At 69.1% G+C, this 23,809-nt stretch carries 22 protein-coding genes (1 of these 22 cut by a window edge); 18 read left to right on the top strand and 4 right to left on the bottom strand.

Going from position 1 to position 23,809, the window contains the following annotated elements; all coding sequences use genetic code 11:
• Positions 1 to 26 precede the first annotated feature (26 nt).
• Positions 27 to 824, bottom strand: coding sequence for a double zinc ribbon domain-containing protein (locus B0A89_RS02910; protein ID WP_240558612.1), 798 nt, complete (start codon positions 822 to 824; stop codon positions 27 to 29).
• Here B0A89_RS02910 and B0A89_RS02905 point away from each other — a divergent pair.
• From B0A89_RS02905 to B0A89_RS02870, 8 genes are all read left to right on the top strand, one after another.
• A complete protein-coding gene (locus tag B0A89_RS02905; RefSeq protein ID WP_157115220.1) occupies positions 823 to 1,665 on the top strand; it encodes a methyltransferase domain-containing protein in 843 nt (280 codons plus the stop codon). The genes B0A89_RS02910 and B0A89_RS02905 overlap by 2 nt on opposite strands.
• A complete protein-coding gene (gene hemH / locus B0A89_RS02900; protein WP_085376846.1) occupies positions 1,662 to 2,699 on the top strand; it encodes a ferrochelatase in 1,038 nt (345 codons plus the stop codon). Before B0A89_RS02905 ends, hemH begins: the two co-directional genes overlap by 4 nt.
• 157 nt (positions 2,700 to 2,856) lie before the next feature.
• Positions 2,857 to 3,876, top strand: coding sequence for an Hsp33 family molecular chaperone HslO (gene hslO / locus B0A89_RS02895; protein WP_085376845.1), 1,020 nt, complete (start codon positions 2,857 to 2,859; stop codon positions 3,874 to 3,876).
• A gap of 100 nt (positions 3,877 to 3,976) precedes the next feature.
• Complete coding sequence (locus B0A89_RS02890) at positions 3,977 to 4,465, top strand: NUDIX hydrolase (protein ID WP_169712124.1); 489 nt, start codon at positions 3,977 to 3,979, stop codon at positions 4,463 to 4,465.
• Positions 4,462 to 5,640: a CCA tRNA nucleotidyltransferase gene (locus tag B0A89_RS02885; protein WP_085376844.1), complete on the top strand. Its 1,179-nt coding sequence runs from the start codon at positions 4,462 to 4,464 to the stop codon at positions 5,638 to 5,640. Before B0A89_RS02890 ends, B0A89_RS02885 begins: the two co-directional genes overlap by 4 nt.
• On the top strand, positions 5,640 to 7,472 hold the full coding sequence (locus tag B0A89_RS02880; protein ID WP_085376843.1) for an ABC transporter ATP-binding protein: 1,833 nt from the start codon (positions 5,640 to 5,642) through the stop codon (positions 7,470 to 7,472). The genes B0A89_RS02885 and B0A89_RS02880 overlap by 1 nt, the downstream gene beginning before the upstream one ends.
• Positions 7,469 to 8,689, top strand: coding sequence for a class I SAM-dependent RNA methyltransferase (locus tag B0A89_RS02875; protein WP_085376842.1), 1,221 nt, complete (start codon positions 7,469 to 7,471; stop codon positions 8,687 to 8,689). The genes B0A89_RS02880 and B0A89_RS02875 overlap by 4 nt, the downstream gene beginning before the upstream one ends.
• A 107-nt stretch (positions 8,690 to 8,796) precedes the next feature.
• Complete coding sequence (locus B0A89_RS02870; RefSeq protein ID WP_085376841.1) at positions 8,797 to 9,312, top strand: L,D-transpeptidase family protein; 516 nt, start codon at positions 8,797 to 8,799, stop codon at positions 9,310 to 9,312.
• A 265-nt stretch (positions 9,313 to 9,577) separates the two neighbouring features.
• Here B0A89_RS02870 and dalA read toward each other — a convergent pair whose 3' ends face one another.
• Positions 9,578 to 10,093, bottom strand: coding sequence for a divisome-associated lipoprotein DalA (gene dalA / locus B0A89_RS02865; RefSeq protein ID WP_085378708.1), 516 nt, complete (start codon positions 10,091 to 10,093; stop codon positions 9,578 to 9,580).
• 149 nt (positions 10,094 to 10,242) lie between these two features.
• Positions 10,243 to 10,698 carry a Fe-S cluster assembly transcriptional regulator IscR gene (iscR, locus tag B0A89_RS02860; RefSeq protein WP_085376840.1) on the bottom strand — a complete coding sequence of 152 codons (456 nt, stop codon included), beginning with the start codon at positions 10,696 to 10,698 and terminating at the stop codon, positions 10,243 to 10,245.
• A 257-nt stretch (positions 10,699 to 10,955) separates the two neighbouring features.
• Between iscR and B0A89_RS02855 the strand changes: the two genes are divergently transcribed.
• The 9 genes from B0A89_RS02855 (at position 10,956) to B0A89_RS02810 (ending at position 22,485) form a co-directional block, all read left to right on the top strand.
• On the top strand, positions 10,956 to 11,615 hold the full coding sequence (locus B0A89_RS02855; RefSeq protein ID WP_085376839.1) for an alpha/beta hydrolase: 660 nt from the start codon (positions 10,956 to 10,958) through the stop codon (positions 11,613 to 11,615).
• A gap of 442 nt (positions 11,616 to 12,057) precedes the next feature.
• Positions 12,058 to 12,588, top strand: coding sequence for a YcnI family copper-binding membrane protein (locus B0A89_RS02845; protein WP_169712123.1), 531 nt, complete (start codon positions 12,058 to 12,060; stop codon positions 12,586 to 12,588).
• A 135-nt stretch (positions 12,589 to 12,723) separates the two neighbouring features.
• Positions 12,724 to 13,938: an NADP-dependent isocitrate dehydrogenase gene (locus B0A89_RS02840; protein WP_085376836.1), complete on the top strand. Its 1,215-nt coding sequence runs from the start codon at positions 12,724 to 12,726 to the stop codon at positions 13,936 to 13,938.
• A gap of 39 nt (positions 13,939 to 13,977) precedes the next feature.
• Entirely contained in the window at positions 13,978 to 14,367 is a 390-nt protein-coding gene (locus tag B0A89_RS02835) for an EamA family transporter (protein ID WP_085376835.1), read from the top strand.
• 94 nt (positions 14,368 to 14,461) lie between these two features.
• Entirely contained in the window at positions 14,462 to 15,130 is a 669-nt protein-coding gene (gene purQ / locus B0A89_RS02830; protein ID WP_085376834.1) for a phosphoribosylformylglycinamidine synthase subunit PurQ, read from the top strand.
• Between the two features lie 77 nt (positions 15,131 to 15,207).
• Positions 15,208 to 17,004 carry a sensor histidine kinase gene (locus B0A89_RS02825; protein WP_085376833.1) on the top strand — a complete coding sequence of 599 codons (1,797 nt, stop codon included), beginning with the start codon at positions 15,208 to 15,210 and terminating at the stop codon, positions 17,002 to 17,004.
• 14 nt (positions 17,005 to 17,018) lie between these two features.
• On the top strand, positions 17,019 to 18,350 hold the full coding sequence (locus B0A89_RS02820; protein ID WP_085376832.1) for a sigma-54-dependent transcriptional regulator: 1,332 nt from the start codon (positions 17,019 to 17,021) through the stop codon (positions 18,348 to 18,350).
• Positions 18,351 to 18,829: 479 nt separating this feature from the next.
• Positions 18,830 to 21,676: an Rne/Rng family ribonuclease gene (locus tag B0A89_RS02815; protein WP_085376831.1), complete on the top strand. Its 2,847-nt coding sequence runs from the start codon at positions 18,830 to 18,832 to the stop codon at positions 21,674 to 21,676.
• Between the two features lie 71 nt (positions 21,677 to 21,747).
• Entirely contained in the window at positions 21,748 to 22,485 is a 738-nt protein-coding gene (locus B0A89_RS02810) for a cytochrome c biogenesis CcdA family protein (RefSeq protein ID WP_085376830.1), read from the top strand.
• 3 nt (positions 22,486 to 22,488) lie between these two features.
• On the opposite strand, the gene B0A89_RS02805 is transcribed toward B0A89_RS02810, so the two are convergent.
• A complete protein-coding gene (locus B0A89_RS02805) occupies positions 22,489 to 23,283 on the bottom strand; it encodes an enoyl-CoA hydratase (RefSeq protein ID WP_085376829.1) in 795 nt (264 codons plus the stop codon).
• 351 nt (positions 23,284 to 23,634) lie between these two features.
• Here B0A89_RS02805 and rplM point away from each other — a divergent pair, with 351 nt between their 5' ends.
• Positions 23,635 to 23,809 carry the start of a 50S ribosomal protein L13 gene (gene rplM / locus B0A89_RS02800; protein WP_085376828.1) on the top strand. Its footprint extends 290 nt past the window's final position, so the window shows 175 of its 465 coding nt (coding positions 1-175); the start codon lies at positions 23,635 to 23,637; its stop codon lies off the right edge, out of view.

Below are 23,809 nucleotides of genomic sequence, written 5' to 3'. Positions count from 1 at the left end.
CGTGTCCCGCCACCCTGCGGCCCGCATCACGCATCGGTATCCCCGTCCCGTGCCGGCCTGCCCCCCTTGACCGCACGGGCCAGCACGGTAACCGACACCGCGCCGCAGCCAGCGCCCGACAGCGCCCCCGCCGCCGCCGCCAGCGTCGCCCCCGAGGTCATTACGTCATCGACCAGCAGGATCGGCCTGCCGCTCAGCCGTGGCTGCATGGCGGGGGGCACGGCCAGCGCGCCTTCGAGATTGGCAAAGCGGTCGGCCACGGATGCGTGGTTCTGCATCGGCGTGTGCCGGCGCCGGATCAGCGCGCCGGGCACCAGCGGCAGGCGATGCGCCCGCGCGATGCGTGCGGCCAGCAGCGCCGCCTGGTTGTATTTGCGCCCCAGCAGGCGGCGCGGATGGATCGGGACGGGAACGACCAGCATCCCCGGCTGCACCAGCGGGGCGGCGGCCCGCGCCATCCAGCCGCCCAGCACCGGAACCAGATCAAGACGGTCCCCATGCTTGAGCGCCAGCGCCAGCCGACGCCCGGCCCCCGCATAGACGACCGCTGCCCGGCCGCGCTGCCAGGGGCGCGGCGTCGCAAGGCAGTCGTCGCAGACCAGCGCCTCGTCATCGGCGGTCTCGCCGCCGCCCGCAGGGCCGGGCAGCGGGGCGCCGCAATGGCCGCAGGCCGTGCCGCCGATGAATTCGGTGTCCCGCCAGCAATCGGGGCACAGGCCCCCATCCTCGGCCACGCCGGCGCCGCAGCCGGGGCATTGGGGCGGAAAAATGCCGGTGACGGCGGCTTTCATCGCCCCGCAAAGCACCGTAAAGCTGAGCTCCATGGCTGGCCTGTCCCCCGATCCCCGACCCGCGCCCCCGCGGCTGACCGACCGGGCCGCGCTGGTCCGCCAGCGGGCACGGGCCGACCGGCAGGGGCGCGAGCACTGGCCGCATGCGCTGGTCCTGGGCGAGATCGAGGATAGGCTGGGCGAGGTTAACAGAGTGTTTACATCGCCGGCCGTTGTGACCGGCGCGGTGGATTTCTGGGCCGGGGCGATGCCGGCCGCACGGGTGGTGCCCGATGATACGGTGCTGGCGCTGGAGCCCGGCGCGCATGATCTGGTGATCCATGCCATGGCGCTGCACTGGGCGGATGATCCGGTCGGGCAGATCGTCCAGTGCGCGCGCGCCCTGCGCCCGGACGGGCTGTTCATCGCGGCCTTGCCGGGGGGGCGCACGCTTGCCCCCTTGCGCAGGGCGCTGGCCGAGGCCGAAACGGCGCTGACCGGCGGTCTGTCCCCCCGCGTTGCGCCCATGGGCGAGATCCGCGACATGGGCGCGCTGCTGGCCCGCGGCGGGCTGGCGCTGCCGGTGGCAGACCAGGTCACGCAGGCTGTCAGCTATACCGGCCTGATGGCGCTGGCCCGCGATCTGCGCGCGATGGGCGAGACGAACGCCCTCGATCGCCGCCTGCGCCGGCCCACGCGGCGCTCGGTGCTGAGCGCGGCGGCCGAGATCCTTGCCCGCGATGCCGCCGATCCGCAGGAACCGGACCGCATCCTGCTGGGTTTGGACCTGATCTTTCTGACCGGCTGGGCGCCTGCGGACAACCAGCCCCGGCCCCTGCGCCCCGGCTCTGCCCAGGTGCGGCTTGCCGATGCCCTGAACCCGAGAACGCCATGACCCATCGCCCCGACCATGCGCCCGCCGACCATCCCGCCCTGCCGCGCCGGCGCACGGGCATCCTCGTGGCCAATCTCGGAACGCCCGATGGCCATGATTACTGGTCGATGCGGCGCTATCTGAACGAATTCCTGTCGGACCGCCGTGTCATCGACTATCCGCGCTGGAAATGGCAGCCGCTGCTGCAGGGGATCATCCTGACCAAACGGCCCTTCACCTCGGGCAAGAACTATCGCTCGATCTGGAACGTCGAGGCGAACGAAAGCCCGCTGATGACGATCACCAAGGCGCAGGTCGCCAAGCTGCGCGCGGCCGCCGACGCCCGCTGGGGCGATCAGGTGATGGTGGATTTCTGCATGCGCTATGGCAACCCCTCGACCATCTCGGTGGTGGACCGGATGGTCAAGGCGGGCTGCGACCGGATCGTGTTCCTGCCGCTTTATCCCCATTACGCGGGCGCGACGAGCGCGACGGCCAACGACCAGCTGTTCCGGGCGCTGATGGCGCAGAAATGGCAGCCGGCCGTGCGGACCTGCGCGCCCTATTTCGACCGCCCCGATTACATCGACGCGCTGGCGCAATCGGTCGAGCGCGCCCTGTCGGGCCGGCGGCCGCAGAAGCTGGTCGCATCCTATCACGGGATGCCGCGCCGCTATCTGCAGGAGGGCGATCCCTATCATTGCCAGTGCCAGAAGACGACGCGCCTGCTGCGCGAGCGGCTGGGCTGGCCCGAGGATGCGATCGACACGACCTTTCAGTCGGTCTTCGGACCCGAGGAATGGCTCAAGCCCTATACCGTCGAACATGTCGCCGACCTGGCCCGGCGCGGCATCACCGACATCGCCGTCATCTCGCCTGCCTTCAGCGCCGACTGCATCGAGACGCTCGAGGAGATCAACGGCGAGATCCGCGAGGCGTATGAGCATGCGGGCGGCAAGGATTTCACCTATATCCCCTGCCTGAACGACGACGACGCCCATATCGGCGTGCTGATGAACGTGCTGGGCGAGAATCTGGCAGGATGGGCCGCATAGGCCAGGGCGCGCCTGCCATCCGCCGCCCGCGGCGCGCGGGCGGACGAGCAGATTGAGAAGGGCGGCCCCCCGCTTGGGGTTCGGGCGGGTTGCCCCTATATCAGCCCGCGACGCCGCGGCCCAAGGGACGGGCTGCGCAGCTTTCCGAAGGGCCAAGATGACCAAGATCAACCAGATCGCCTGGGACGATACCGTCCTGCCGTTTCAACTGGACCGTTCCGGCGTTCGCGGCCGCGTGGCCCGGCTGGACGGCGTGCTGAACCATGTCCTGACCCGCCATGATTATCCCGCCCCCGTCGCGGCGCTGGTGGCCGAGGTCGCCCTGCTGGCGGCGCTGATCGGGCCGACGGTCAAGCTGCGCTGGAAGCTGTCGATCCAGGTGCGCGGCAACGGCGCGATCCGCACGCTGGCCGCCGACTATTACGCCCCGGCCGAGGAAGGTGGTCCGGCCCGCATCCGCGGCTGGGCCAGCTTTGACGCCGAGCGGCTGGACGAGCGCCCGCCTTTCGAGCAGATCGGCGAGGGGTATTTCGCCATCCTCATCGACCAGGGCGCGGGCAACCTGCCCTATCAGGGGATCACGCCGCTGGCGGGCGGGTCGCTGTCGGCCTGCGCGGGGACGTATTTCGCCCAGTCCGAACAGCTGCCCACCAGCTTTGCCCTGTCCTATGGCGAGAACCGCATGCCGGGCGATGCCGGGGCAAGCTGGCGCGCGGGCGGCATCATGCTGCAGACCCTGCCCGCCCAGCCTGCCGCGCCGGGCGAGGGCGGCTCGGGGCAGGGCGGGCTGATCGAGGCGGCCGACATCCTGCAGGGCGCGGAATCCGAGGACTGGAGCCGCGCGAACCACCTGCTGTCCACGGTCGAGACGCTGGAACTGATCGGCCCCACGCTTGCCCCCACCGACCTGCTGGTGCGCCTTTTCCACGAGGAAGCGCCGCGCGTCTTCGATCCCCAGCGGGTCGAGTTCGGCTGTTCCTGTTCGGCCGAGCGGGTGCGCGGCACGCTGTCGATCTATTCGGCCAAGGACATCGCCCACATGACCACCCCCGAGGGGCAGGTGACGGCCGACTGTCAGTTCTGCGGCGCGCATTACGAGTTCGACCCCGCCAGCCTGGGCTTTGAGGCGACGGTGGATGCCGAGGGCCTTCCGCTGCAGGCGCGGGACGCCGGATGACGGCTGCGCCTTCCTGCATCCGCGATCGCCTGGCCGCCGCCCTGGGGGCGGGGGGCTGCCCAGTTCGGATTTTGACCTGGAGGGCAATGCGCCGGACGGCATGGCCTGGCGTCCGGCGGGCGTGCTGGCCGCGTTCCATGCGGACGGACGGCTGGTGCTGACCAAGCGGGCCAGCGGCCTGCGCCATCATCCCGGCCAGATCGCCCTGCCGGGGGGCAAGGTCGATCCGGGCGATGCGGACGAAACCGCCGCCGCGCTGCGCGAGGCGCGCGAGGAGATCGGGCTGGACCCCGCGCAGGTCGAGGTGCTGGGCACCCTGCCGCCCCATCGCACCGTCACCGGCTTTGCGATGACCCCGGTGCTGGCACTGATCCGCGGCGATTTCACGCCCCGTCCCGAACCCGGCGAGGTCGAGGAGGCGTTCACCGTCCCCTTTGCCCATGTCGCCGATCCGGCCCATTACCGGCTGGAACGGCGGCTGTGGCGCGGGGACTGGCGCAGCTATCACGTGGCGCCCTGGGGCCCCTATTACATCTGGGGCGCCACCGCGCGGGTGCTGCTGTCCCTGGCGCGGCGGCTGGGGGCATGAACGCGGTCCTGCCCGGCAGCGTGACCGCGCATCCGCCGCTGCGCCGCGTCCTGGCGGCGCTTTCGCCCGCCCGCGCGTTGATCGTGGGGGGCGCGGTGCGCAACGCCCTGCTGGGCGAGCCGGTCGAGGATATCGACATCGCCACCGATGCCCTGCCCGAACGGGTCATCGCGCTGGCCGGGGCGGCGGGGCTGCGCACGGTTCCAACAGGGATCGCCCATGGCACCGTGACGGTGATCACCGATGGCGAGGGGTTCGAGGTGACAACCTTCCGCCGCGACGTGCAGACGGATGGCCGGCGCGCGGTCGTCGCCTTTTCGGACCGCATCGAGGATGATGCGGCGCGGCGCGATTTCACCATGAACGCGCTTTATGCCGATGCCGATGGGCAGGTGATCGACCCGGTCGGGGGGCTGCCCGATCTGGCTGCGCGGCGGCTGCGCTTCGTGGGCGATCCGGACCGGCGGATCGCCGAGGATTACCTGCGCATCCTGCGGTTCTTCCGCTTTCATGCCCGCCATGGCCGCCCCGGCGCGGCCGATCCCGAGGCGCTGGCCGCCTGCGCGCGGGGCCGGGCAGGGCTGGCGCAGCTGTCGCGCGAGCGCGTGGGGGCCGAGATGCGCAAGCTGCTGGACGCCCCCGATCCTGCCGAGGCGCTGGCGCTGATGGACCGTTCCGGGGTGCTGGAGGCGGTGCTGCCCGGCGCCGATGCGGCGCGGGCCGCGGCCCTCGTCGCGGCGGAACCGGGGCTTTGCCCCGGACCCCCGGATATTTCCATGCAGAAGAACGGGCGCTGGCCCCTGCGCCTGGCTGCCCTTGGCGCGCCCGATGCGGCGCAGCGCCTGCGCCTGTCGCGGGACGAGGCGCGGGTTCAGGACGAGCTGCGCTTTGCCGGGCCGCTGGCCGAGGCCGCCTATCGTCTGGGCGCCCGGCGCGCCGGGCAGATCGCGCTGCTGCGCGCGGCGCGGGGCGAGGCGCCGCGGGATGACTGGCGCGAGCAGATTGCCCTTGCCGCCGGCCAGCGGATGCCGGTTTGCGCAGCCGACCTGCCGGCGCTGTCGGGCGCGGCGCTGGGGCGGGGGCTGCGCGCGGCCGAGGCGGCCTGGATCGAATCCGGCTTCGTGATGCCTGCGCCGGCGCTGATCGACATTGCCATGCTGGCGGGAGAGACCTGATGCACGCAGCCTTCGAGCGCATGATCGACGCCTTCCGCCCGGCCGAAGGCCCGCCCCCGCGCACGCTGATGGCCTTTTTCCGCTGGGCGCTGTCGGGGGCTTGGCCGGGGCTGGGGGTCGCGGCGCTTGCCTCGGCGCTGTCGGGGGCGGCCGAGGTCGCCTCGGCCACGCTGCTGGGGCGGGTCGTCGATGCCGTCGCGGGCACCGGGGGGGGCGCGGGGGGGCCCTCGCTGATGCTGGTCGCGGCCTTTGCCCTTTTCTTCCTGCTGGTGCGGCCGGCTATTCTGGGGCTGTCCTCGGCGACATCGAATGTCATCATCGGCCCCAACGTGCTGCCCCTGGTGCTGTCGCGCCTGCACCGCTGGACGATGGGCCAGTCGGTGACGTTCTTTGACAATGATTTCGCCGGGCGCATCGCGCAAAAGCAGATGCAGACCGCCCGCGCGGTCACCGATGTCGCCTCGGAAATGGTCAATACCGCTGCCTTCGCCCTGTCGGCGGTGCTGGGTTCGGCGGTCTATCTTGTTTCGGTCGATGGCTGGGGCGCGCTGGCGCTGCTTGCCTGGCTGGTCGCCTATCTGGCGCTGATCCGGTTCTTTCTGCCCCGGATCCGGGCGCAGTCGGCGGGGCGCGCCTCGGCCCGCGCGATGATCACCGGGCAGGTCGTCGATACCATCACCAACATCAAGACCGTCAAGCTGTTCGCCCGCTCTGCCTTCGAGGATCAGGCGGCCCTTGGCGCGATGGAGACATTCCGCGACCGTGCGGTGGATTTCGGCCGTCTGAACACCTGGTTCCGCCTGTCGCTGACGGTGGTGGCCGGCATCCTTCCGGTCGTCCTGGTGGGCGGGGCGGTGTGGATGTGGCAGCGTGGGGCGGCGAGCCCCGGCGATGTCGCCGCCCTTGGCGCCATCGCCATGCGGCTGGCGCAGATGACCGGCTGGGTCAGCATGTCGCTGATGGGGATCTGGGGGTCGATCGGCGAGGTCGAGGACGGGATGCAGACGCTTTCGCCCCCCCATACCCTGACGGATGCCCCCGGCGCGACGGTCCTGGGCCGCGCGCGGGGCGCGATCAGCTTTGACGATGTGGGCTTTGCCTATGGCCGCGGCACGGGCGGGATCGAGCGGCTGACGCTGCATATCGCGCCGGGCGAGCGCATCGGCATCGTCGGCGCCTCGGGGGCGGGCAAGTCCACCCTGGTGTCGCTGCTGCTGCGCCTGCATGACGTGGAACATGGCGCGGTGCGGGTGGACGGCATCGACGTGCGCGCCCTCACGCAGGAATCGCTGCGCCGCAATATCGGCATGGTCACGCAGGAAACCGCGATGTTCAACCGATCCGCCCGCGAGAACATCCTCTATGGCCGCCCCGATGCCACCGAGGCCGATCTGGTTGCCGCCGCCAGGGCGGCCGAGGCCCATGACTTCATCCTGGGCCTGGCTGATTTCGCCGGGCGCAAGGGATATGACGCGCATCTGGGCGAGCGCGGGGTCAAGCTGTCGGGCGGCCAGCGCCAGAGGATCGCGCTGGCGCGCGCCTTTCTCAAGGATGCGCCGATCCTGGTGCTGGACGAGGCGACGAGCGCGCTGGACAGCGAGGTGGAGGCGCAGATCCAGGATTCGCTGATGCGCGTGATGCAGGGCAAGACCGTGCTGGCCATCGCCCATCGCCTGTCCACCATCGCCCAGATGGACCGGATCATCGTCATGGACGCCGGCCGCATCGTCGAGGAAGGCAGCCATGAGGCCCTGCTGGCGCGGGGCGGGCTGTATGCCCGTTACTGGAACCGGCAATCGGGCGGCTTTCTGGGGACGGACGAGGACGCATGACCCTGTGGCAGGTTGAGCGGCTGGGCCGCCGGGGCGACGGCGTGGCCGTGGCCGCAGAGGCGCGGGCGCTTGCCCCCCTGACGCTGCCGGGCGAGCAGATCGAGGGCGAGGCCGCAGAGGGGCGCATCGCCTCCCCCCGCATCGTGACACCCTCGCCCGACCGGGTCCGGGCGCCCTGTCCGCATTACCGCGCCTGCGGCGGCTGTTCGCTGATGCATGCCTCGGACGGTTTTGTCGCGGGCTGGAAGGCGGGGGTGGTGGAACAGGCCCTTGCGGCCCAGGGGCTTTGCGCCTCGGTGGCGGCGGTCCGCACCTCGCCGCCGCGCTCGCGCCGCCGGGCGGTTCTGTCGGGGCGGCGGACGAAAAAGGGGGCGCTGGTCGGGTTTCACGCCCGCGCCTCGGACGTGGTGGTGGATATGGCCGAGTGCCTGGTGATCCGCCCCGCCATCCTTGCCGCGGTCCCCGACCTGCGCCGGCTGGTCGCGCTGGGCGGATCACGGGCGGGCGAACTGTCCCTGGCGGTGACCGAGACGCCCGCCGGGCTGGATATCGCCGTGCGGGGCGGCAAGCCGATGACCCCGGACCTGCTGGCCGGGCTGTCGGCGCTGGCCGAGGCGGCCGATTGGGCGCGGCTCGACTGGGACGGGCAGGCGCTGCTGCGCCGCCCACCCGCGCTGGCGATGGGGCGCGCGCAGGTCGTGCCGCCACCGGGCGGATTTCTGCAGGCCACCATCCAAGGGCAGGCCGCGCTGCTGGCGGCAGTGCGCCGGGCGGTGGGCGGGGCGGCCCGGATCGCCGATCTCTATGCCGGGGCGGGCACCTTCGCCCTGCCGCTGGCGGAGGCTGCCGAGATCCACGCGGTCGAGGGGCTGGCCGCCCCGCTGGCGGCACTGGATGCGGGCTGGCGCGCGGCCCCCGGCCTGCGGCGCGTGACGACCCAGCAGCGTGACCTGTCACGCCGGCCGCTGCTGGCGGACGAGCTGGCCCGGTTCGACGCGGCCGTGATCGACCCTCCGCGGGCCGGGGCCGAGGCGCAGGCGCGCGCGCTGGCGGCCTCTGCCGTGCAGTCGGTCGCCTGGGTTGCCTGTGATCCCGTGACCTTTGCCCGCGACGCCCGCATCATGGCCGGGGGCGGCTGGCGAATCGGGCGCCTCGAGGTGGTGGACCAGTTCCGCTGGTCGCCCCATGTCGAACTGGCGGCGCATTTCACCAGATGAGGTGATCGCCCCCTTTCCCCGGCCGACATTTCGCGACTGGCGAAAACCCGCCGACGCTGCTAGTGCGCAAGGAAACGAGTCGCTCAAGCGATCATGGGGCAGCAGTCATGAAACCGACCATCCGCAGCGTTCTGGCGCTGATCGTGCTTGTGCTGGTCACGGCGTGTTCTTCGGCGCCGCCGGCCGGCAAGTTCAAGCGATACAACGGCCCGCCCGTCACGCAGATCGTGGTGGAAAAGGGCGACCGGCAGATGTTCCTGCTGTCGGGGCGCAAGGTTCTCAAGGCCTATGACATCGGGCTGGGCTTTCAGCCGATCGGCCACAAGATGTATGAGGGCGACGGCCGCACGCCCGAGGGGGTCTATTACATCAACCGGATAAACCCCGACAGCCAGTATCACCTGTCTCTGGGCATATCCTATCCCGACCCCGAGGATACGGCGCGGGCGATGATGCTGGGCCAGCAGCCCGGCGGGGACATCATGATCCACGGCCGCGGACCCTATGGAAACCGCCAGAAGCTGCGCGACTGGACGGCCGGGTGCATCGCCGTGAACGACAGCGAGATCGAGGACATCTTTGCCATGGTCCGGCCGGGAACGCCGGTGGTGATCTATCCCTGATCCCTGATCCCTGATCCCTGCGCCCCTGCATGCGGGCGACAAGAGCGCCGGTCCTATCAGGGCCGGCGTTTTCATCCAGGGGCACTGGCTGCGCGCGGCAGCCGCCAAGGGCACGACAAGGGCACCGGGCTGGTCCCCGGCACCTGTCAGGGCAATGCGCCTGGGCTGGCTTGCGCGTGACGCCTTGATTGAGGGCATGGCGGGGCGGTGTCGGGCCGCCCCGCGGCCCTTGCCCGGCGCGGGCGGATCGCCGCGGCAGGGCGGCTCAGCTGCCCACCAGAAGCGTCCACCAGATCTTGTTGCCCGGTTCCTGATACCAGCCCATGCCCATCTGCTGGGCAGCGGGGTCCATCAGCACGTCGCGGGTGTCGCGTTCCTGCATCCAGGCAGCCAGGGTGGCGATGTCGGTTTCGTAGGTTTCCGAGATGTTCTCGCCGATAAGGTGCCCGCTATAGCCCTGCCGATGCGCCCGATCCAGCGGCGAGGACCCGTCCGAGCCGAAATGCCAGGCGCGGTTCTGCGCCGACATGTCGCGCGAATGGGCCATGGCGGCGGCGGTCAGCTGCGGGCTGTCGGCCAGGGGCGCCATGCCCGACTGCGCCCGCAGCAGGTTCACCTGGGTCAGGATGCGGCCGGGTATTTCGGCCCCCTCGCGGGCGGAAATGCGATAGGCGACGGGAAGCGGCTGTCCATCCGGGCCGACCTGGGCCGCCGGTCCCCGGAAGCCGCAGCCCGCCAGCAGCGCCAGCGCGGCCGCCGCAGCAAGGGAAAGCCTGGTCATGATCTGTGCCTCGCGCATCAAAGTCCTGCCTGATGATCCTGTGCGATCCTTTTCCCGCGCCTTACCGCCTGCGCTGCGCCGCTTCAAACATCGTTTGCAGCGCACGCGCCCGGATAGCGGCAGGGGCAGCCCGCCGGGGGGCGAGGCTTTCAATCGTCCTCGATCAGCAGGATCGCAGGCACGGCGGGACAGGGCAGCAGGTCGTTGCGCGCCACGTCCGCCAGCGTGGTGTTGTGCAGAAAGACATAGACATGGGCCGACAGCCCTTCCCACAGGCGATTGGTCATCGATTGGGCGCGGGTGCCGCTTTGCCCGCCCGACGCGCCTGCGCCCACATGCAGGGCGCTGACCGTCTCGTCCACCGCGCCCAGGATCTCGACGACCCGGATTTCCGCCGGCGGCCGCGCCAGGCGGTAGCCCCCGCCAGGGCCGCGCACGCTGTCCACCAGCCCTCCGCGCCGCAGGCGGACGAAAAGCTGTTCCAGATAAGGCAGCGAGATGTCCTGCCGGCGCGAGATTTCGGCCAGCGTCGTCAGGCTGCCCGGACTGGTCGCCAGATCGACCAGCGCGACCATCGCATACCGGCCCTTGGTTGATAGCTTCATCTGCCGCCTCCAGCCTGACGCGCGAGGTGCCGCCGCCCTGCGCCGCGCGCCCCGCGGGGCCATTGCGCCCCCCGGCCGCGCCGCAGCCGGGCCGCAGCGATTGACGGCTGCGCGCACGCTGCGCTAAGCCCGGCCAGCCTTCGCTTGCACAAGTCCGCCGCGCACCCCAGATTTTCCCTCTAAAGTCCGACACCTGCTGCGTCAAGGAAGCGCCGGCCAGTCCGCCGCCGCGCCGCGCCAGCCGACCAGGAGCCGCAATGCCCGAACTGATCTTTCCCGGACCCGAGGGTCGTCTGGAAGGCCGCTATCATCCGCAGCCCAAGCCCGATGCGCCCCTGGCGATCATCCTGCACCCCAACCCGCAATATGGCGGGACGATGAACAACCGCGTCGTCTACAACCTGCATTACGCCTTTCACCGCATGGGGTTCACGGTCCTGCGCTTCAACTTCCGCGGGGTGGGGCGCAGCCAGGGCGAATTTGACCAGGGCATCGGCGAGCTGTCGGATGCCGCATCCGCGCTCGATTATCTGCAGGCGATGAATCCCAATTCCAAGCATTGCTGGGTCGCGGGTTTCAGCTTCGGCGCCTGGATCGGGATGCAGCTGCTGATGCGGCGGCCGGAGATCACGGGCTTCGTCTCGGTTTCGCCGCCCGCGAACATGTATGATTTCAGCTTCCTTGCCCCGTGCCCGTCCAGCGGACTGATCGTCAACGGCAATGCCGACCGCGTGGCCCCCGCCAAGGACACCAGCGCCCTGGTTGCCAAGCTGCGCGAGCAGAAGGGGATCACAATCACCCATCAGGAAATCGAAGGCGCCGATCACTTCTTCCGCGATGACGAGGCGCATATGAAGCCGATGATCGACACGGTTCAGACCTATGTCCGCCGCCGCCTGACCGAATCGACGCGCTGACCGGGCAGGGCGGCGGGCGGCATCCGATCTGGGCGCGCGATGACCATGCCTGTCGCACCGCTTTGTCGGCGCGGCGCTGTCCTGCGCCTGCTGGCCTGCGCGCTGCTGGCGCTTGCGCTGGGGATGGCGGGGCCATCACAGGCCCGGATGCGGGCTGAGGCCGCGGGGCCCGTCCTGGCGCTGGGGAAGATCTGCGGGCATGATCCCGCATCGCTCCCGCCGGCGGCGGCCGATCATTGCCTGGCCTGCCTGCTGGCCGGCGCGGCGCCGCTGCCTGCCGCGCCATCCCTGGCGCCGCGGGGCATGCGGCTGGCACGGGGGGGCGGGCCTGCGCCGCGTTTGCTGCCCGTCCTGGCGCATCACCACCCCTGTCCCATGGCCTGCGGCCCCCCTTTGCGCGTCGGAAATGCCTGATCTTCCCCATTTCCCTCAGGAGAGCGCAATGAAACGCATCTTCATCACCGCGCTGGCAATTCCGCTGGCGCTTGCGGGCACCGCCGCTTTGGCGCATGTGAAGCTGACGCCCGCGCAGGCCCCGGCCGGGTCGGCCATCCGGGCTGTTCTGGCCGTGCCCCATGGCTGCGAGGGCGCAGCGACCACCAGCCTGTCGGTGACGCTGCCCGACGGGTTTTACCTTGCAAAACCGATGCCCAAGCCGGGCTGGACGCTGACGACGCAGGATGGCGATTACCCTGCCCCCTATGACGATCACGGCACGATGCGGGCGCAGGGTGTGCGCCGCATCGCATGGACGGGCGAGCTGCCGGATGCCTGGTATGACGAATTCGTCTTTACCGGGACGCTGGGCGGCGATCTGGCACCAGGCGCCACGCTGTATTTCCCCGTCGAGCAGACCTGCGGCGCGCGCGTCGAGCACTGGACGGGCGTTCCGGCGGCCGAGGGCGCGGCGGTGGACGATCCTGCCCCGGCGCTGACCGTCCAGCCCGCGGATGAACACGCCCATCATCACTGAACCCGCCGGCCCGGCCCCTGCGCGTCAGGGGCCGGAGGCACGCCCTTTCAGTATACCACGGCATACCGCACTTCCCCTGACGGGCTGACTGCGCTATGAGGCGCGCGAGCGAATCCTGAAACCCGAGGGCGATCCATGACCAAGATCAAGGTAGACAACCCCGTCGTCGAGCTCGACGGCGACGAGATGACCCGGATCATCTGGGACTTCATCAAGCAGAAGCTGATCCTGCCCTACCTCGACATCGACCTGAAATACTATGATCTCGGGATCGAGGAGCGTGACCGCACCGAGGACCAGATCACCATCGACGCGGCGAACGCCATTAAGCAATACGGCGTCGGCGTCAAATGCGCGACCATCACCCCCGACGAGGCCCGCGTCGAGGAATTCGGCCTCAAGAAGATGTGGAAATCGCCGAACGGGACGATCCGCAACATCCTGGGCGGCGTGATCTTCCGCGAGCCGATCATCTGCTCGAACGTGCCGCGCCTCGTGCCGCACTGGACCCAGCCGATCATCGTCGGCCGCCACGCCTTTGGCGACCAGTACAAGGCGACTGATTTCCGCTTTCCGGGCAAGGGCACGCTGTCGATCAAGTTCGTCGGCGAGGATGGCGAGACGATCGAGCACGAGGTGTTCAAATCGCCCGGCGCCGGCGTTGCCATGGGGATGTACAACCTCGACGAATCGATCCGCGATTTCGCCCATGCCAGCCTGAACTATGGCCTGCAGCGCGGCTATCCCGTCTATCTGTCCACCAAGAACACGATCCTGAAAGCCTATGACGGCCGCTTCAAGGACATCTTCCAGGAGGTGTTCGACACCGAGTTCGCCGACCGTTTCAAGGCCGCCGGCATCACCTATGAACACCGGCTGATCGACGACATGGTGGCCAGCGCGCTGAAATGGTCGGGCGGTTATGTCTGGGCCTGCAAGAACTATGACGGGGACGTGGAATCGGACATCGTGGCGCAGGGCTTCGGCTCGCTTGGCCTGATGACCAGCGTGCTGATGACCCCCGATGGCAAGACGGTCGAGGCCGAGGCGGCGCATGGCACCGTCACGCGCCATTATCGCCAGCACCAGCAGGGCAAGGAAACCTCAACCAACTCGATCGCCTCGATCTATGCCTGGACGGGCGGGCTGAAGCACCGCGCGAAACTGGACGACAACGCCCAGCTGATGCGCTTTGCCGAGACGCTGGAACGGGTTACGGTTCAGGCGGTCGAGGACGGCTTCATGACCAAGGATCTGGCGATGCTGGTCGGGCCGGAACAGAAATGGCTGACCACGATGGGCTATCTGGAAAAGGTTGATGAATACCTGAACAAGGCCCTCGCAGGCTGAGCGGGGTGGCCGGGCAGGGGGGCGTGGCCGGGCTCGGCGATGGGCTCGGCCGGGTTCGCCGCGCTGACGGCCATTGTGGCGAAACTGGGGGTGGCGGGGGTCGGTTCCGACTTCGCCACCATCCTGCGGGCGCTGGTGATGCTGCCGGTGCTGGCCCTTTTCCTCAGCCTGACGCATGGCTGGCAGCTGCTGTCCGGCGTCTCGCCCCGCACCGGGCTGTTCCTGGTGCTGCCGAGGCTGGCCACGGGAGCGTTCTGGCTGTGCTGTTTCCGCGCGCTGAAGCTGGGCGATGGGGCGCGGGTGGACAAGCTGTCGGTGGTGCTGGTTGCCCTCATCGGCGCCCTTGCGCTGGGCGAGCGGCTGGCCGCGATCAACTGGCAGGGGGTGGCGCTGATCGCGCTGGGGGCGAGCCTCGTCGGCGGGCGCTGAGCCGCCCGGCCCCAGCCCCGGCGCTTTCCAAGCGCGCGGGCCTGCGCTATCTGACCCCTGTTCCCAGCATTCCTTCCTGTGCCCGAGGCCCCCGATGAAAGCCGCCGTCGTCACCTTTCCCGGATCCAACTGCGACCGCGACCTGGCCGTCGCGCTGGAGCAGGCCGGGGCGCAGGTCGCCCGCGTCTGGCACAAGGACAGCGCGCTGCCGGGGGGCACCGACCTCGTGGCCCTGCCCGGCGGGTTTTCCTTCGGTGATTACCTGCGCTGCGGGGCCATCGCGGCGCGTTCGCCCATCGCGGCGGCGATCCGCGAGCATGCCGGGCGCGGCGGGCTGGTGCTGGGGATCTGCAACGGCTTTCAGGTGCTGACAGAGCTGGGGCTGCTGCCCGGCGCGCTGATGCGAAATGCGGGGCTGACCTTCATCTGCAGGGATGCCGCGCTGAGGGTGGTGTCGCGCGACAATCCCTGGCTGGCGGCGTTCAGCGAGGGCGAGGCGATCTCGCTGCCTGTTGCCCATCATGACGGCAATTACCAGATTGATGACGAAGGGCTTGCGCGCCTGCACGGCCAGGGGCGCATCGCCCTTGCCTATCGCGGCGCCCTGAACGGGTCGGTGGATGCGATCGCCGCCGTCCTGTCGGAAAACCGGCGGGTTCTGGGGATGATGCCGCATCCCGAACGCGCGGCCGAGCCGGCCCATGGCGGATCGGACGGGGCGCGGCTGTTCCGCGGCCTGATGGACAGCCTGGCAAGCGCCTGAGCATCGGCGCCTTGCCGCCGCCCGGACGGCGCGGGTTGAGCCGAACTCCGCCTTGGCTTAACCTTTCGGGGATGGACATGGCCGCAGCGCATCCTCACACCACAGGCGATCAGGGCAACCGGCGGCTGCGCAGGCGGGTCCAGACGCGGCTGGTGAACCAGTTGATCGCCGCGCTTCTGGTGGCCGCGGCGGTTGGGGCGATCTGGTGGACGAACCTGTGGCTGACCGAACGGTTTTCGGAAAACACCCGCGTGCGGTCCGAACTCAGATCGGCGCTTTATACCGGGAACCTGCTGTCGGAGCTGCAGCGCACCTCGGTCGTTCCGCTGCTGCTGGCCCGTGATCCGGCATTGATCGGCTCGCTTGAGGGCAAGGATTACACCCGGATCTCGGCCCGCCTGATCGCCGCCCAGAAGGACATCGGCGCCGCCTCGATCAGGCTGCTGGACAATGCGGGCCTGACGGTCGGGGCGACCGACCGCAAGCTGCTGGCGACGAACTATGTCGCCGCGCCCTTCTATGTCGAGGCGATGCGCACCAATGACACGGTGTTCACCGTCTCGGACGCGCCGGTCGGGGGCTTTGACTTCACCTATTCGCGGGCGGTGATCCATGACGGCAAGACGCTTGGCGTCATCGTGGTGGGCGCGGACCTGTCGCGGCTGGAGCGGTCGTGGTCGGGCATATCCGATGCCGTTGCCGTCACCGACAGCGAGGGGCGGATCATCCTGTCCACCGAGGGGCGCTGGCGCGGCCTGGCGCTGAGCGACGCGCTGGCGATCCGGTCCGCCCCTTCGGCGATCGAACGGGCCTTTCAGGTCACGGCCGACTGGTCCACGCGTCCGGCCGACGCCTATGTCAAGGGCAAGGCGGTGATGCAGTCGGAAACGCGCATCCCCTTCCGCGGCTGGCGGATGACGCTGTTCACCACCTATGATTCGATCCGCGAAAGGGTGAACGCCTTTCTGGCGCTTGAAATCATGGGCTTTGCGATCCTGCTGGCGGCGGGATTTTATGTGCTGTCCCGGCGCGCCCGCGTGCAATCGGCGCGCTACCGGCGCGAATCGGCCGAGCTGCGGGCACTCAACATGCGTCTGACGCGCGAGATCGCCGAGCGCGAGCGCGTCCAGCGTGAGCTGCATGTCGCCGAGCAGACGGTCCAGCAGGCTTCCAAGCTGGCCGTGCTGGGCGAGATGTCGGCCGGGGTCAGCCATGAGCTGAACCAGCCGCTTGCTGCCATGAAGACCTATCTGGCCGGCGCCCGCCTGCTGCTGGAGCGCGACCGGGGGGACGAGGCGCTGACCTCGTTCCAGCGGATCGACGATCTGCTGGAACGCATGGGCACGATCACGCGGCAACTGAAATCCTATGCCCGCAAGGGCGGCGAGGCGTTCGAGCCGGTGGACCTGCGCGTCGCCCTGTCGGGCGCGCTGACGATGATGGAGCCGCAGCTGCGCAATCGGCGCGTGCGCCTGCAACGATCGATCGCGCGCGAGCCGGTGATGGTGCTGTGCGACCGCATCCGTCTGGAACAGGTCATCATCAACCTGATCCGCAACGCCCTGGACGCCACGCGCACCGTGCGAGACCCTTCGATCGAACTGGTCGTGGACGCGCTCTCTCACGCGCATTTGTCGGTGCGCGACAACGGGCCAGGTGTCACCGATCTGGAAAAGCTGTTTGAACCCTTCTGGACGACAAAGGGGCCGGGCGAGGGAACCGGGCTGGGGCTGGCGATCTCGTCGGGGATCGTGGCCGATTTCGGCGGACGCCTGACCGCCTACAACCGTGACGATGGCGGCGCCGTCTTCGACGTTGAGCTGCCGCTTTACGAAAGCCGCACCGGCGGCGCGCGGCCGCTGGCCGCGGAATGACGAAAGGACACAGGATGGCACAGATGATGACGGTGGCGATCGTCGATGACGAACCCGACATGCGCGAATCCATTAGCCAGTGGCTGAGCCTGTCGGGATTCCAGACCGAAAGCTATGCCAGCGCCGAGGATGCGCTGAAGGTCATCGGCCCCGACTGGCCGGGGGTGGTCATTTCCGACATCCGCATGCCCGGCATGGACGGAATGGCCTTTCTCAAGCGGCTGATGGGGCAGGATTCGGGCCTGCCGGTCATCATGATCACCGGCCATGGCGACGTGCCGATGGCAGTCGAGGCGATGCGCCTGGGCGCCATGGATTTCATGGAAAAGCCGTTCAACCCCGACCGGATGACGGAGCTGGCCAAGAAGGCGACGCAGGCACGGCGCATCACGCTGGACAACCGCGCGCTGCGCCGCGACCTGTCCGAGGGCCAGCAGGTCATGTCCAAGCTGATGGGCGCCAGCCCCGCCATGGACCGCCTGCGCGAGGACATCCTCGACCTGGGCCAGGCCGACGGGCATGTGCTGATCGACGGCGAGACGGGGACCGGCAAGACGCTGGTTGCCCATGCCCTGCACGCGGTGGGCCCGCGTGCCTCGCGCAAGTTCGTGCCCGTGTCCTGCGCGGCCTATAGCGACGAGGCGCTGGCGACCCGCCTGTTCGGCCCGGTCGAGGACGGGTTGCCCGCCGTCGAGGAGGCGCGCGGCGGCACATTGTGCCTTGAGGATATCGACGCCCTGTCCGAGCCGCTGCAGGCGCGGCTGCTGGCCTTCATTGCCGATCAGGGCCAGCCGGCCGAAACGCGCATCATCGCCATCTCGAACGCGCGCGGCGAGGGGCGGCGGGCCGAGGACAGCCTGCGGCCCGACCTGTTCTACCGTCTGTCGGCCCTCAAGATCACGCTGCCCCCGCTGCGCCAGCGCGGCGAGGACATCCTGTCGCTGTTCACCCGGATGACCGAGCAGTTCGCCGACGAATACGGCTGCGAGCCGCCGCAGGTGACCGCGCAGGAGGCAGCCCAGCTGCTGCAGGCGCCCTGGCCGGGCAATGTGCGCCAGCTGATCAACGTGGCCGAACGCGCGGTCCTGCAGAACCGGCGGGGATCGGGGTCGATCGCATCGCTGCTGATGGCGGATGGCGACGACAGCCAGACCGCCGATGCGACCACGACCGAGGGCAAGCCGCTCAAGGAATATGTCGAGAGCTTTGAAAAGATGCTGCTCGACAACACCATGCGGCGGCACAAGGGCTCGATCAGCGCGGTGATGGATGAATTGTGCCTGCCGCGCCGGACGCTGAACGAGAAGATGGCCAAATATGGGCTGAGCCGGGGCGATTACCTGTAAGCCGCGGGGCCTTGGCGGCGCAATCGGCGGACAGGCGGCCAGGGGAAGGATGGCCCAGGTCGCTTTCCGATTGTCATTGCGCGGTGCCGCGCCCTATGTTGGGGACATGCGCGGACAGACGGCCCCCTTCGGGCCCTGACCCGTGCACAAGATTTCGCAGCGCGGCGGCAAGGCGGGGGCTTTTCCCGCAGCCGGCCGCGTCGGAAAGCCGGCGGGCTGATGACGGCATCCTTGTCGCATGGCGTCCGCCATAACACTCGCCGCCTCGCGCTTTGTGGTGTGGGGCACAGGAAAAAGAGACGCGATGGATCGCGCGAGCAATGTTGATGCCGGTGCCGGGGGGGACAGGTTCCCCGCCCGTCCCATAGCCCTCTGGGGCCAGTCATCGGCGCGCAACCGGCCGGCGTCCCAATCATGTCGCACCCCGTCATCCCCGCCGCGTTGCAGCGGCCGGACCGGGCTGCGTGAAAGAACATTTCATGGCAAAGAAAATGCTGATCGACGCCACGCATCCGGAGGAAACCCGGGTCGTCGTGGCCGATGGAACGCGGGTCGAAGACTTTGACTTCGAGACGGTGAACAAGCGCCAGCTTGCTGGCAACATCTATCTGGCAAAGGTCACGCGGGTCGAGCCTTCGCTGCAGGCCGCCTTCGTGGAATATGGCGGCAACCGCCACGGCTTTCTGGCCTTCGCCGAGATCCACCCTGACTATTACCAGATCCCCGCCGCCGACCGCCGCGCCCTGATCGAGGAAGACCGCGCCGCCGCCCAGGCGGACGAGGACGAGGAACACGCCCGCGAGCGCCGCGGCAGCAAGGGGCGGCGCAGCCGCGCCCGCGGCGACGAGCGGACAGCCGAAAGGGCCGAGCGTGCCGCAGGCGGCGATGCGGTCACCCGCAGCGATGCGATCCAGGGCATGGAGATCGCCGATACCGCCGAGGCCGAGGACGAGGCCGCCGTCGAAGCCGGCTTTGCCGCGGCCCCGGGGGATGAGGTTGATCCTTCGCTCGCAGGGCAGGGCGGGGATGAGGCCGCGCCCGAGCGCACGGCCGAGCCGCCCGCCGACGAGGATGCGCCGGGCGAGGACATGCAGGGCGAGGACAATCCCGCCGACGAGATCGAATCGGTCGCCGAGGAGGACGTGGCCGAGGAGATCCGCCCGGCCCGCAAGCCGCGTGCCCGCCGCTACAAGATCCAGGAGGTCATCAGGGTCCGGCAGATCATGCTGGTCCAGGTGGTCAAGGAGGAACGCGGCAACAAGGGCGCGGCGCTGACGACCTATCTGTCGCTGCCCGGACGCTATTGCGTGCTGATGCCCAACACCGCCCGCGGCGGCGGGATTTCCCGCAAGATCACCAATGTCGCCGACCGCAAGAAGCTCAAGGAGATCGCGGCCGAACTCGAGGTGCCGCAGGGCGCCGGGCTGATCATCCGCACCGCCGGCAGCCAGCGCACCCGGACCGAGATCAAGCGCGACTATGAATATCTGATGCGGCTGTGGGACCAGATCCGCGAACGCACCTTCCGCTCGATCGCGCCGGCGGCGATCTATGAGGAAGGCGATCTCATCAAGCGCTCGATCCGCGATCTTTACGGCAACGACATCGACGAAGTGTGGGTCGATGGCGAGCGCGGCTATCGCACCGCCAGGGACTTCATGGCGATGATCATGCCCGACCAGGTCCGGGCGGTCAGGCATTACACCGATCCGATGCCCCTGTTCGCGCGCCATCAGGTGGAAAGCTATCTGGCCGGGATGTTCAACCCGACCGTCCAGCTGAAATCGGGCGGCTATATCGTTATCGGCATCACCGAGGCGCTGGTGGCCATCGACGTGAACTCGGGCCGGGCGACCAAGGAAGGCTCGATCGAGGAAACCGCCTTCAAGACCAACTGCGAGGCCGCCGACGAGATCGCGCGCCAGTTGCGGCTGCGCGACCTGGCGGGGCTGATCGTCATCGACTTCATCGACATGGACGAGCGGCGCAACAATGCGGCGGTCGAAAAGCGGTTCAAGGACGCGCTGAAGAACGACCGGGCGCGGATCCAGGTCGGCCGCATTTCCGGCTTTGGCCTGATGGAGATGAGCCGCCAGCGGCTGCGGCCGGGCATGCTGGAATCGACCACCCAGCCCTGCGCCCATTGCCACGGCACCGGCCTGATCCGGTCGGACGATTCGATGGCGCTGACCATTCTGCGGGCGATCGAGGACGAGGGCACGCGCAAGCGATCGCGCGAGGTTCTGGTCAGGGCGCCGGTTGCGGTTGCTAATTTCCTGATGAACCACAAGCGAGAGCATCTCGGCATGATCGAGACGCGCTATGGACTGTCGGTGCGGCTCGAAGCGGACCCGGCGCTGATTTCGCCCGATTTCACCATGGAGAAGTTCAAGACCGCCTCGCGGTCGGTGCCCGAGGCGGTGTCGGGCGCGCTTTCGGTGGATGCCAGCCTGATGGCGCAGATCGACGAGGCCGAGGATACCCTGCCGGTCGAGATGGCCGAGCCGGAGGCCGAAAGGCCGGATGCGGCTGCGATGCGGCCGGCCAGCGAGGCCGCGGATGACGCGGATGAGGGCCGGACGCGCCGTCGCCGGCGCCGCCGCCGCGGTGGACGCGGGGATGACGAGGGCGCGGCAGAGGAAGCCGGTGGCAGCGAGAGCGCCGAGGATGCTGCCCCTGCAGAGGCTGCCGCCCCCGAGGGTGACGAGGCCGAGGGCGGCGGCCGTTCGCGCCGGCGCGGCCGCTCACGGCGGCGCAAGGACCGCGATTCGGGCGCCTCATCCGAGGCGACCGCCCCCATGGGCGCCATCCTGGACGAAAGCCGCGATGCCGCGGCGGGCGTTCCCCAGGACATTGAGACCGGCGGCATCCCGGCAAATGCCGATGGGCTGGGCGCCTGGCCGGAGCATGACGCCCTGCAGGGTGATCCTGCAGATGCCGCAGCCATGCCCGCCGCCGATGCGCCCGCCGATGGAGCCTTTCCCCTGGCAACTCTGAGCGACGCGCAGGATGGCGCCGCGGGCAGCGCCGCTGCCCAGGACCAGCCGGTTCATCCGGACGATCCGGGCCGCCCGGAGGAGCAGGATGGCGAGCCGGCCCTCAGCCGCAACGAGCCTGCGGCGCCGGTCGCCCTTGCGCATGAAGCTGCCCCGGCTGTCGAGGCTGACCCGATCCCCGATGCGGCCGCATTCCCGCAAGCCGATGACGCAGGGGACCAGTCCCCGCCGGCGGATATCGCCCAGCCCCCGGCCGGGGCCGATGCCCCGGCGCCCCGGGCGTCCGACCCGAACCGCCCGCGCCGGCGCGGCTGGTGGTCCCAGGGCTGAGGCGCCTGCTGCCAAGAACCCTGCGACGGGCCGGAGCCTGCCGGCCCGCCGCATGAGAGGAACCTGCGCCGATGTTCGGAATCGAGCTTGTCAATGCCGCGTTCCTGCCTGCCGCGCTGGTTGCGGCGGTGGCAGGCTTGCTGTCCTTCCTGTCGCCCTGCGTGCTGCCGATCGTGCCGCCCTATCTGGCCTATATGACAGGGGTCCGGGTTTCCGTGCTGAAGGACCGCCAGCGCAGTGCCGTGGTCCCGGCGCTGTTCTTCGTGATGGGTCTGAGCACGGTCTTCCTGTTGATGGGCTATGCGGCATCGGCCTTCGGGCGGGCGTTCTTGCAATATCAGCCGCTGCTGGCGCGGCTTTCAGGCGCCTTCATCATCGTGCTGGGCCTGCATTTCCTGCATGTCTTCCGCATCCCCCTGCTGGAGCGCGAGGCCCGGCTTGACGCCGGGCAGCAGGGCGGCTCGGCCATCGGCGCCTATCTGCTGGGCCTGGCCTTTGCCTTTGGGTGGACCCCTTGCATCGGGCCGCAGCTTTCGATGATCCTGACGCTGGCGGCAACCGACCCGGCGCGGGGGACCGGATTGCTGGGTGTCTATGCCCTAGGATTGGGTATCCCGTTCCTGCTGTCGGCAATCTTCATCGAGCGTGCAATGGGTCTGATGAACAGGATCAAGCGGCACATGGGCGCGGTCGAGCGCCTGTCGGGCGCGTTGCTGGTCGCTGTCGGCGCGCTGCTGCTGAGCGGCTGGCTGGGCGCTGTCAGCTATTGGCTGATCGAGACCTTTCCGGGGCTTGCCGCGATCGGCTGACCGTCAGGACGGCCAGCGCGGCGCCCGCTTTTCCAGAAAGGCGTTCAGCCCTTCGTCAGTGTCGGGCAGCATGATGTTGTCGCACATGGTCCTGCCCGCAGCGGCATAGGCCTGATCCAGCGGCAGGCCGGCCTGCTGATAGAATGCCTGCTTGCCCATCCGCATGGCAGCCGGCAGCTTGGCCGCGACGGTGCTGGCAAGGGCCATCGTTTCGTCCTGCAGGCGCTCTGCGGGGACGGCGCGGTTGATCAGGCCCAGCATGCGCGCCCGCTCGGCGTCGATGAATTCGCCCGTGGCCAGCATTTCGAACGCAGCCTTGGGCAGGATCGCCCGGCTCACCGCGACCATGGGGGTCGAGCAGAACAGCCCGATATTGATGCCGTTCACCCCAAAGCGCGTTCCTTGGGCGGCGACGGCCATGTCGCAGCTTGCGACAAGCTGGCATCCCGCAGCGGTTGCAATGCCCTGCACCTCGGCGATGACGGGCTGGGGCAGGGCGCGGATGGCCTGCATCATCGCGGCGCATTCGGCGAACAGCGTCTCATACGCCCTTTGGCCCTGATCAGCATCCGTCCGGGCGCCCTGTATCTCGCGCAGGTCATGCCCGGCCGAGAACGCCTTTCCCTCGGCTGCAAGGATCACCGCATGGACAGACCCGGCGCGGCCGATATCGCCAAACGCATCAGACAGGGCGGCGATCATGGCGCGCGACAGGGCGTTGAGGGTGCCTGGGCTTGTCATCACCAGGCGCAGGACCGCACCGTGATCCTCGCGCCGCAGAAGCATGTCGGGGGTCATCGCTTCTCTCCTCCTTGCCCGGTCAGCTTAGTGGCGCGCCAGAAAGGGGCAAGCGCGATGATGAGGGCGAGAACCAAAGCCGGTGTTTCCTGTCCATGAAAGACGGGCCGGTGCTGGAGGGCATCTCCTGATCCGCTCGTTGGCAGCTTCGCCCGCCGGTGCTGCGGGTAGCTGAGCCGAGCGATTCCGCGGAAAGCGTGGCTGCAGCGCGGCTTTTCTTCAGGTATTAAAACACCTATATCGTAAGTTGTTGATCGCGTTAGAACAATCTGGGAAGCTGCGTGTTGACCGTCGCGGCCGGTTCCGCAATACACGCCCATCCGAATTCACACCCCCCGAAAGGGACGAGAGATGAAGACCTATACCGCGAAACCGGCGGATATCGAGAAGAAGTGGATCCTGATCGACGCCGAAGGCGTCGTCCTGGGCCGCCTCGCCACGATCGTCGCCAGCCGCCTGCGCGGCAAGCACAAGCCGACCTTCACCCCGCACATGGACATGGGCGACAATGTCATCGTCATCAACG

The organism is Paracoccus contaminans (assembly GCF_002105555.1).
Taxonomy (GTDB): domain Bacteria; phylum Pseudomonadota; class Alphaproteobacteria; order Rhodobacterales; family Rhodobacteraceae; genus Paracoccus; species Paracoccus contaminans.
Note: the sequence above shows the minus strand (reverse complement) of the source record. Positions and strands in the feature narration are given on the sequence as shown.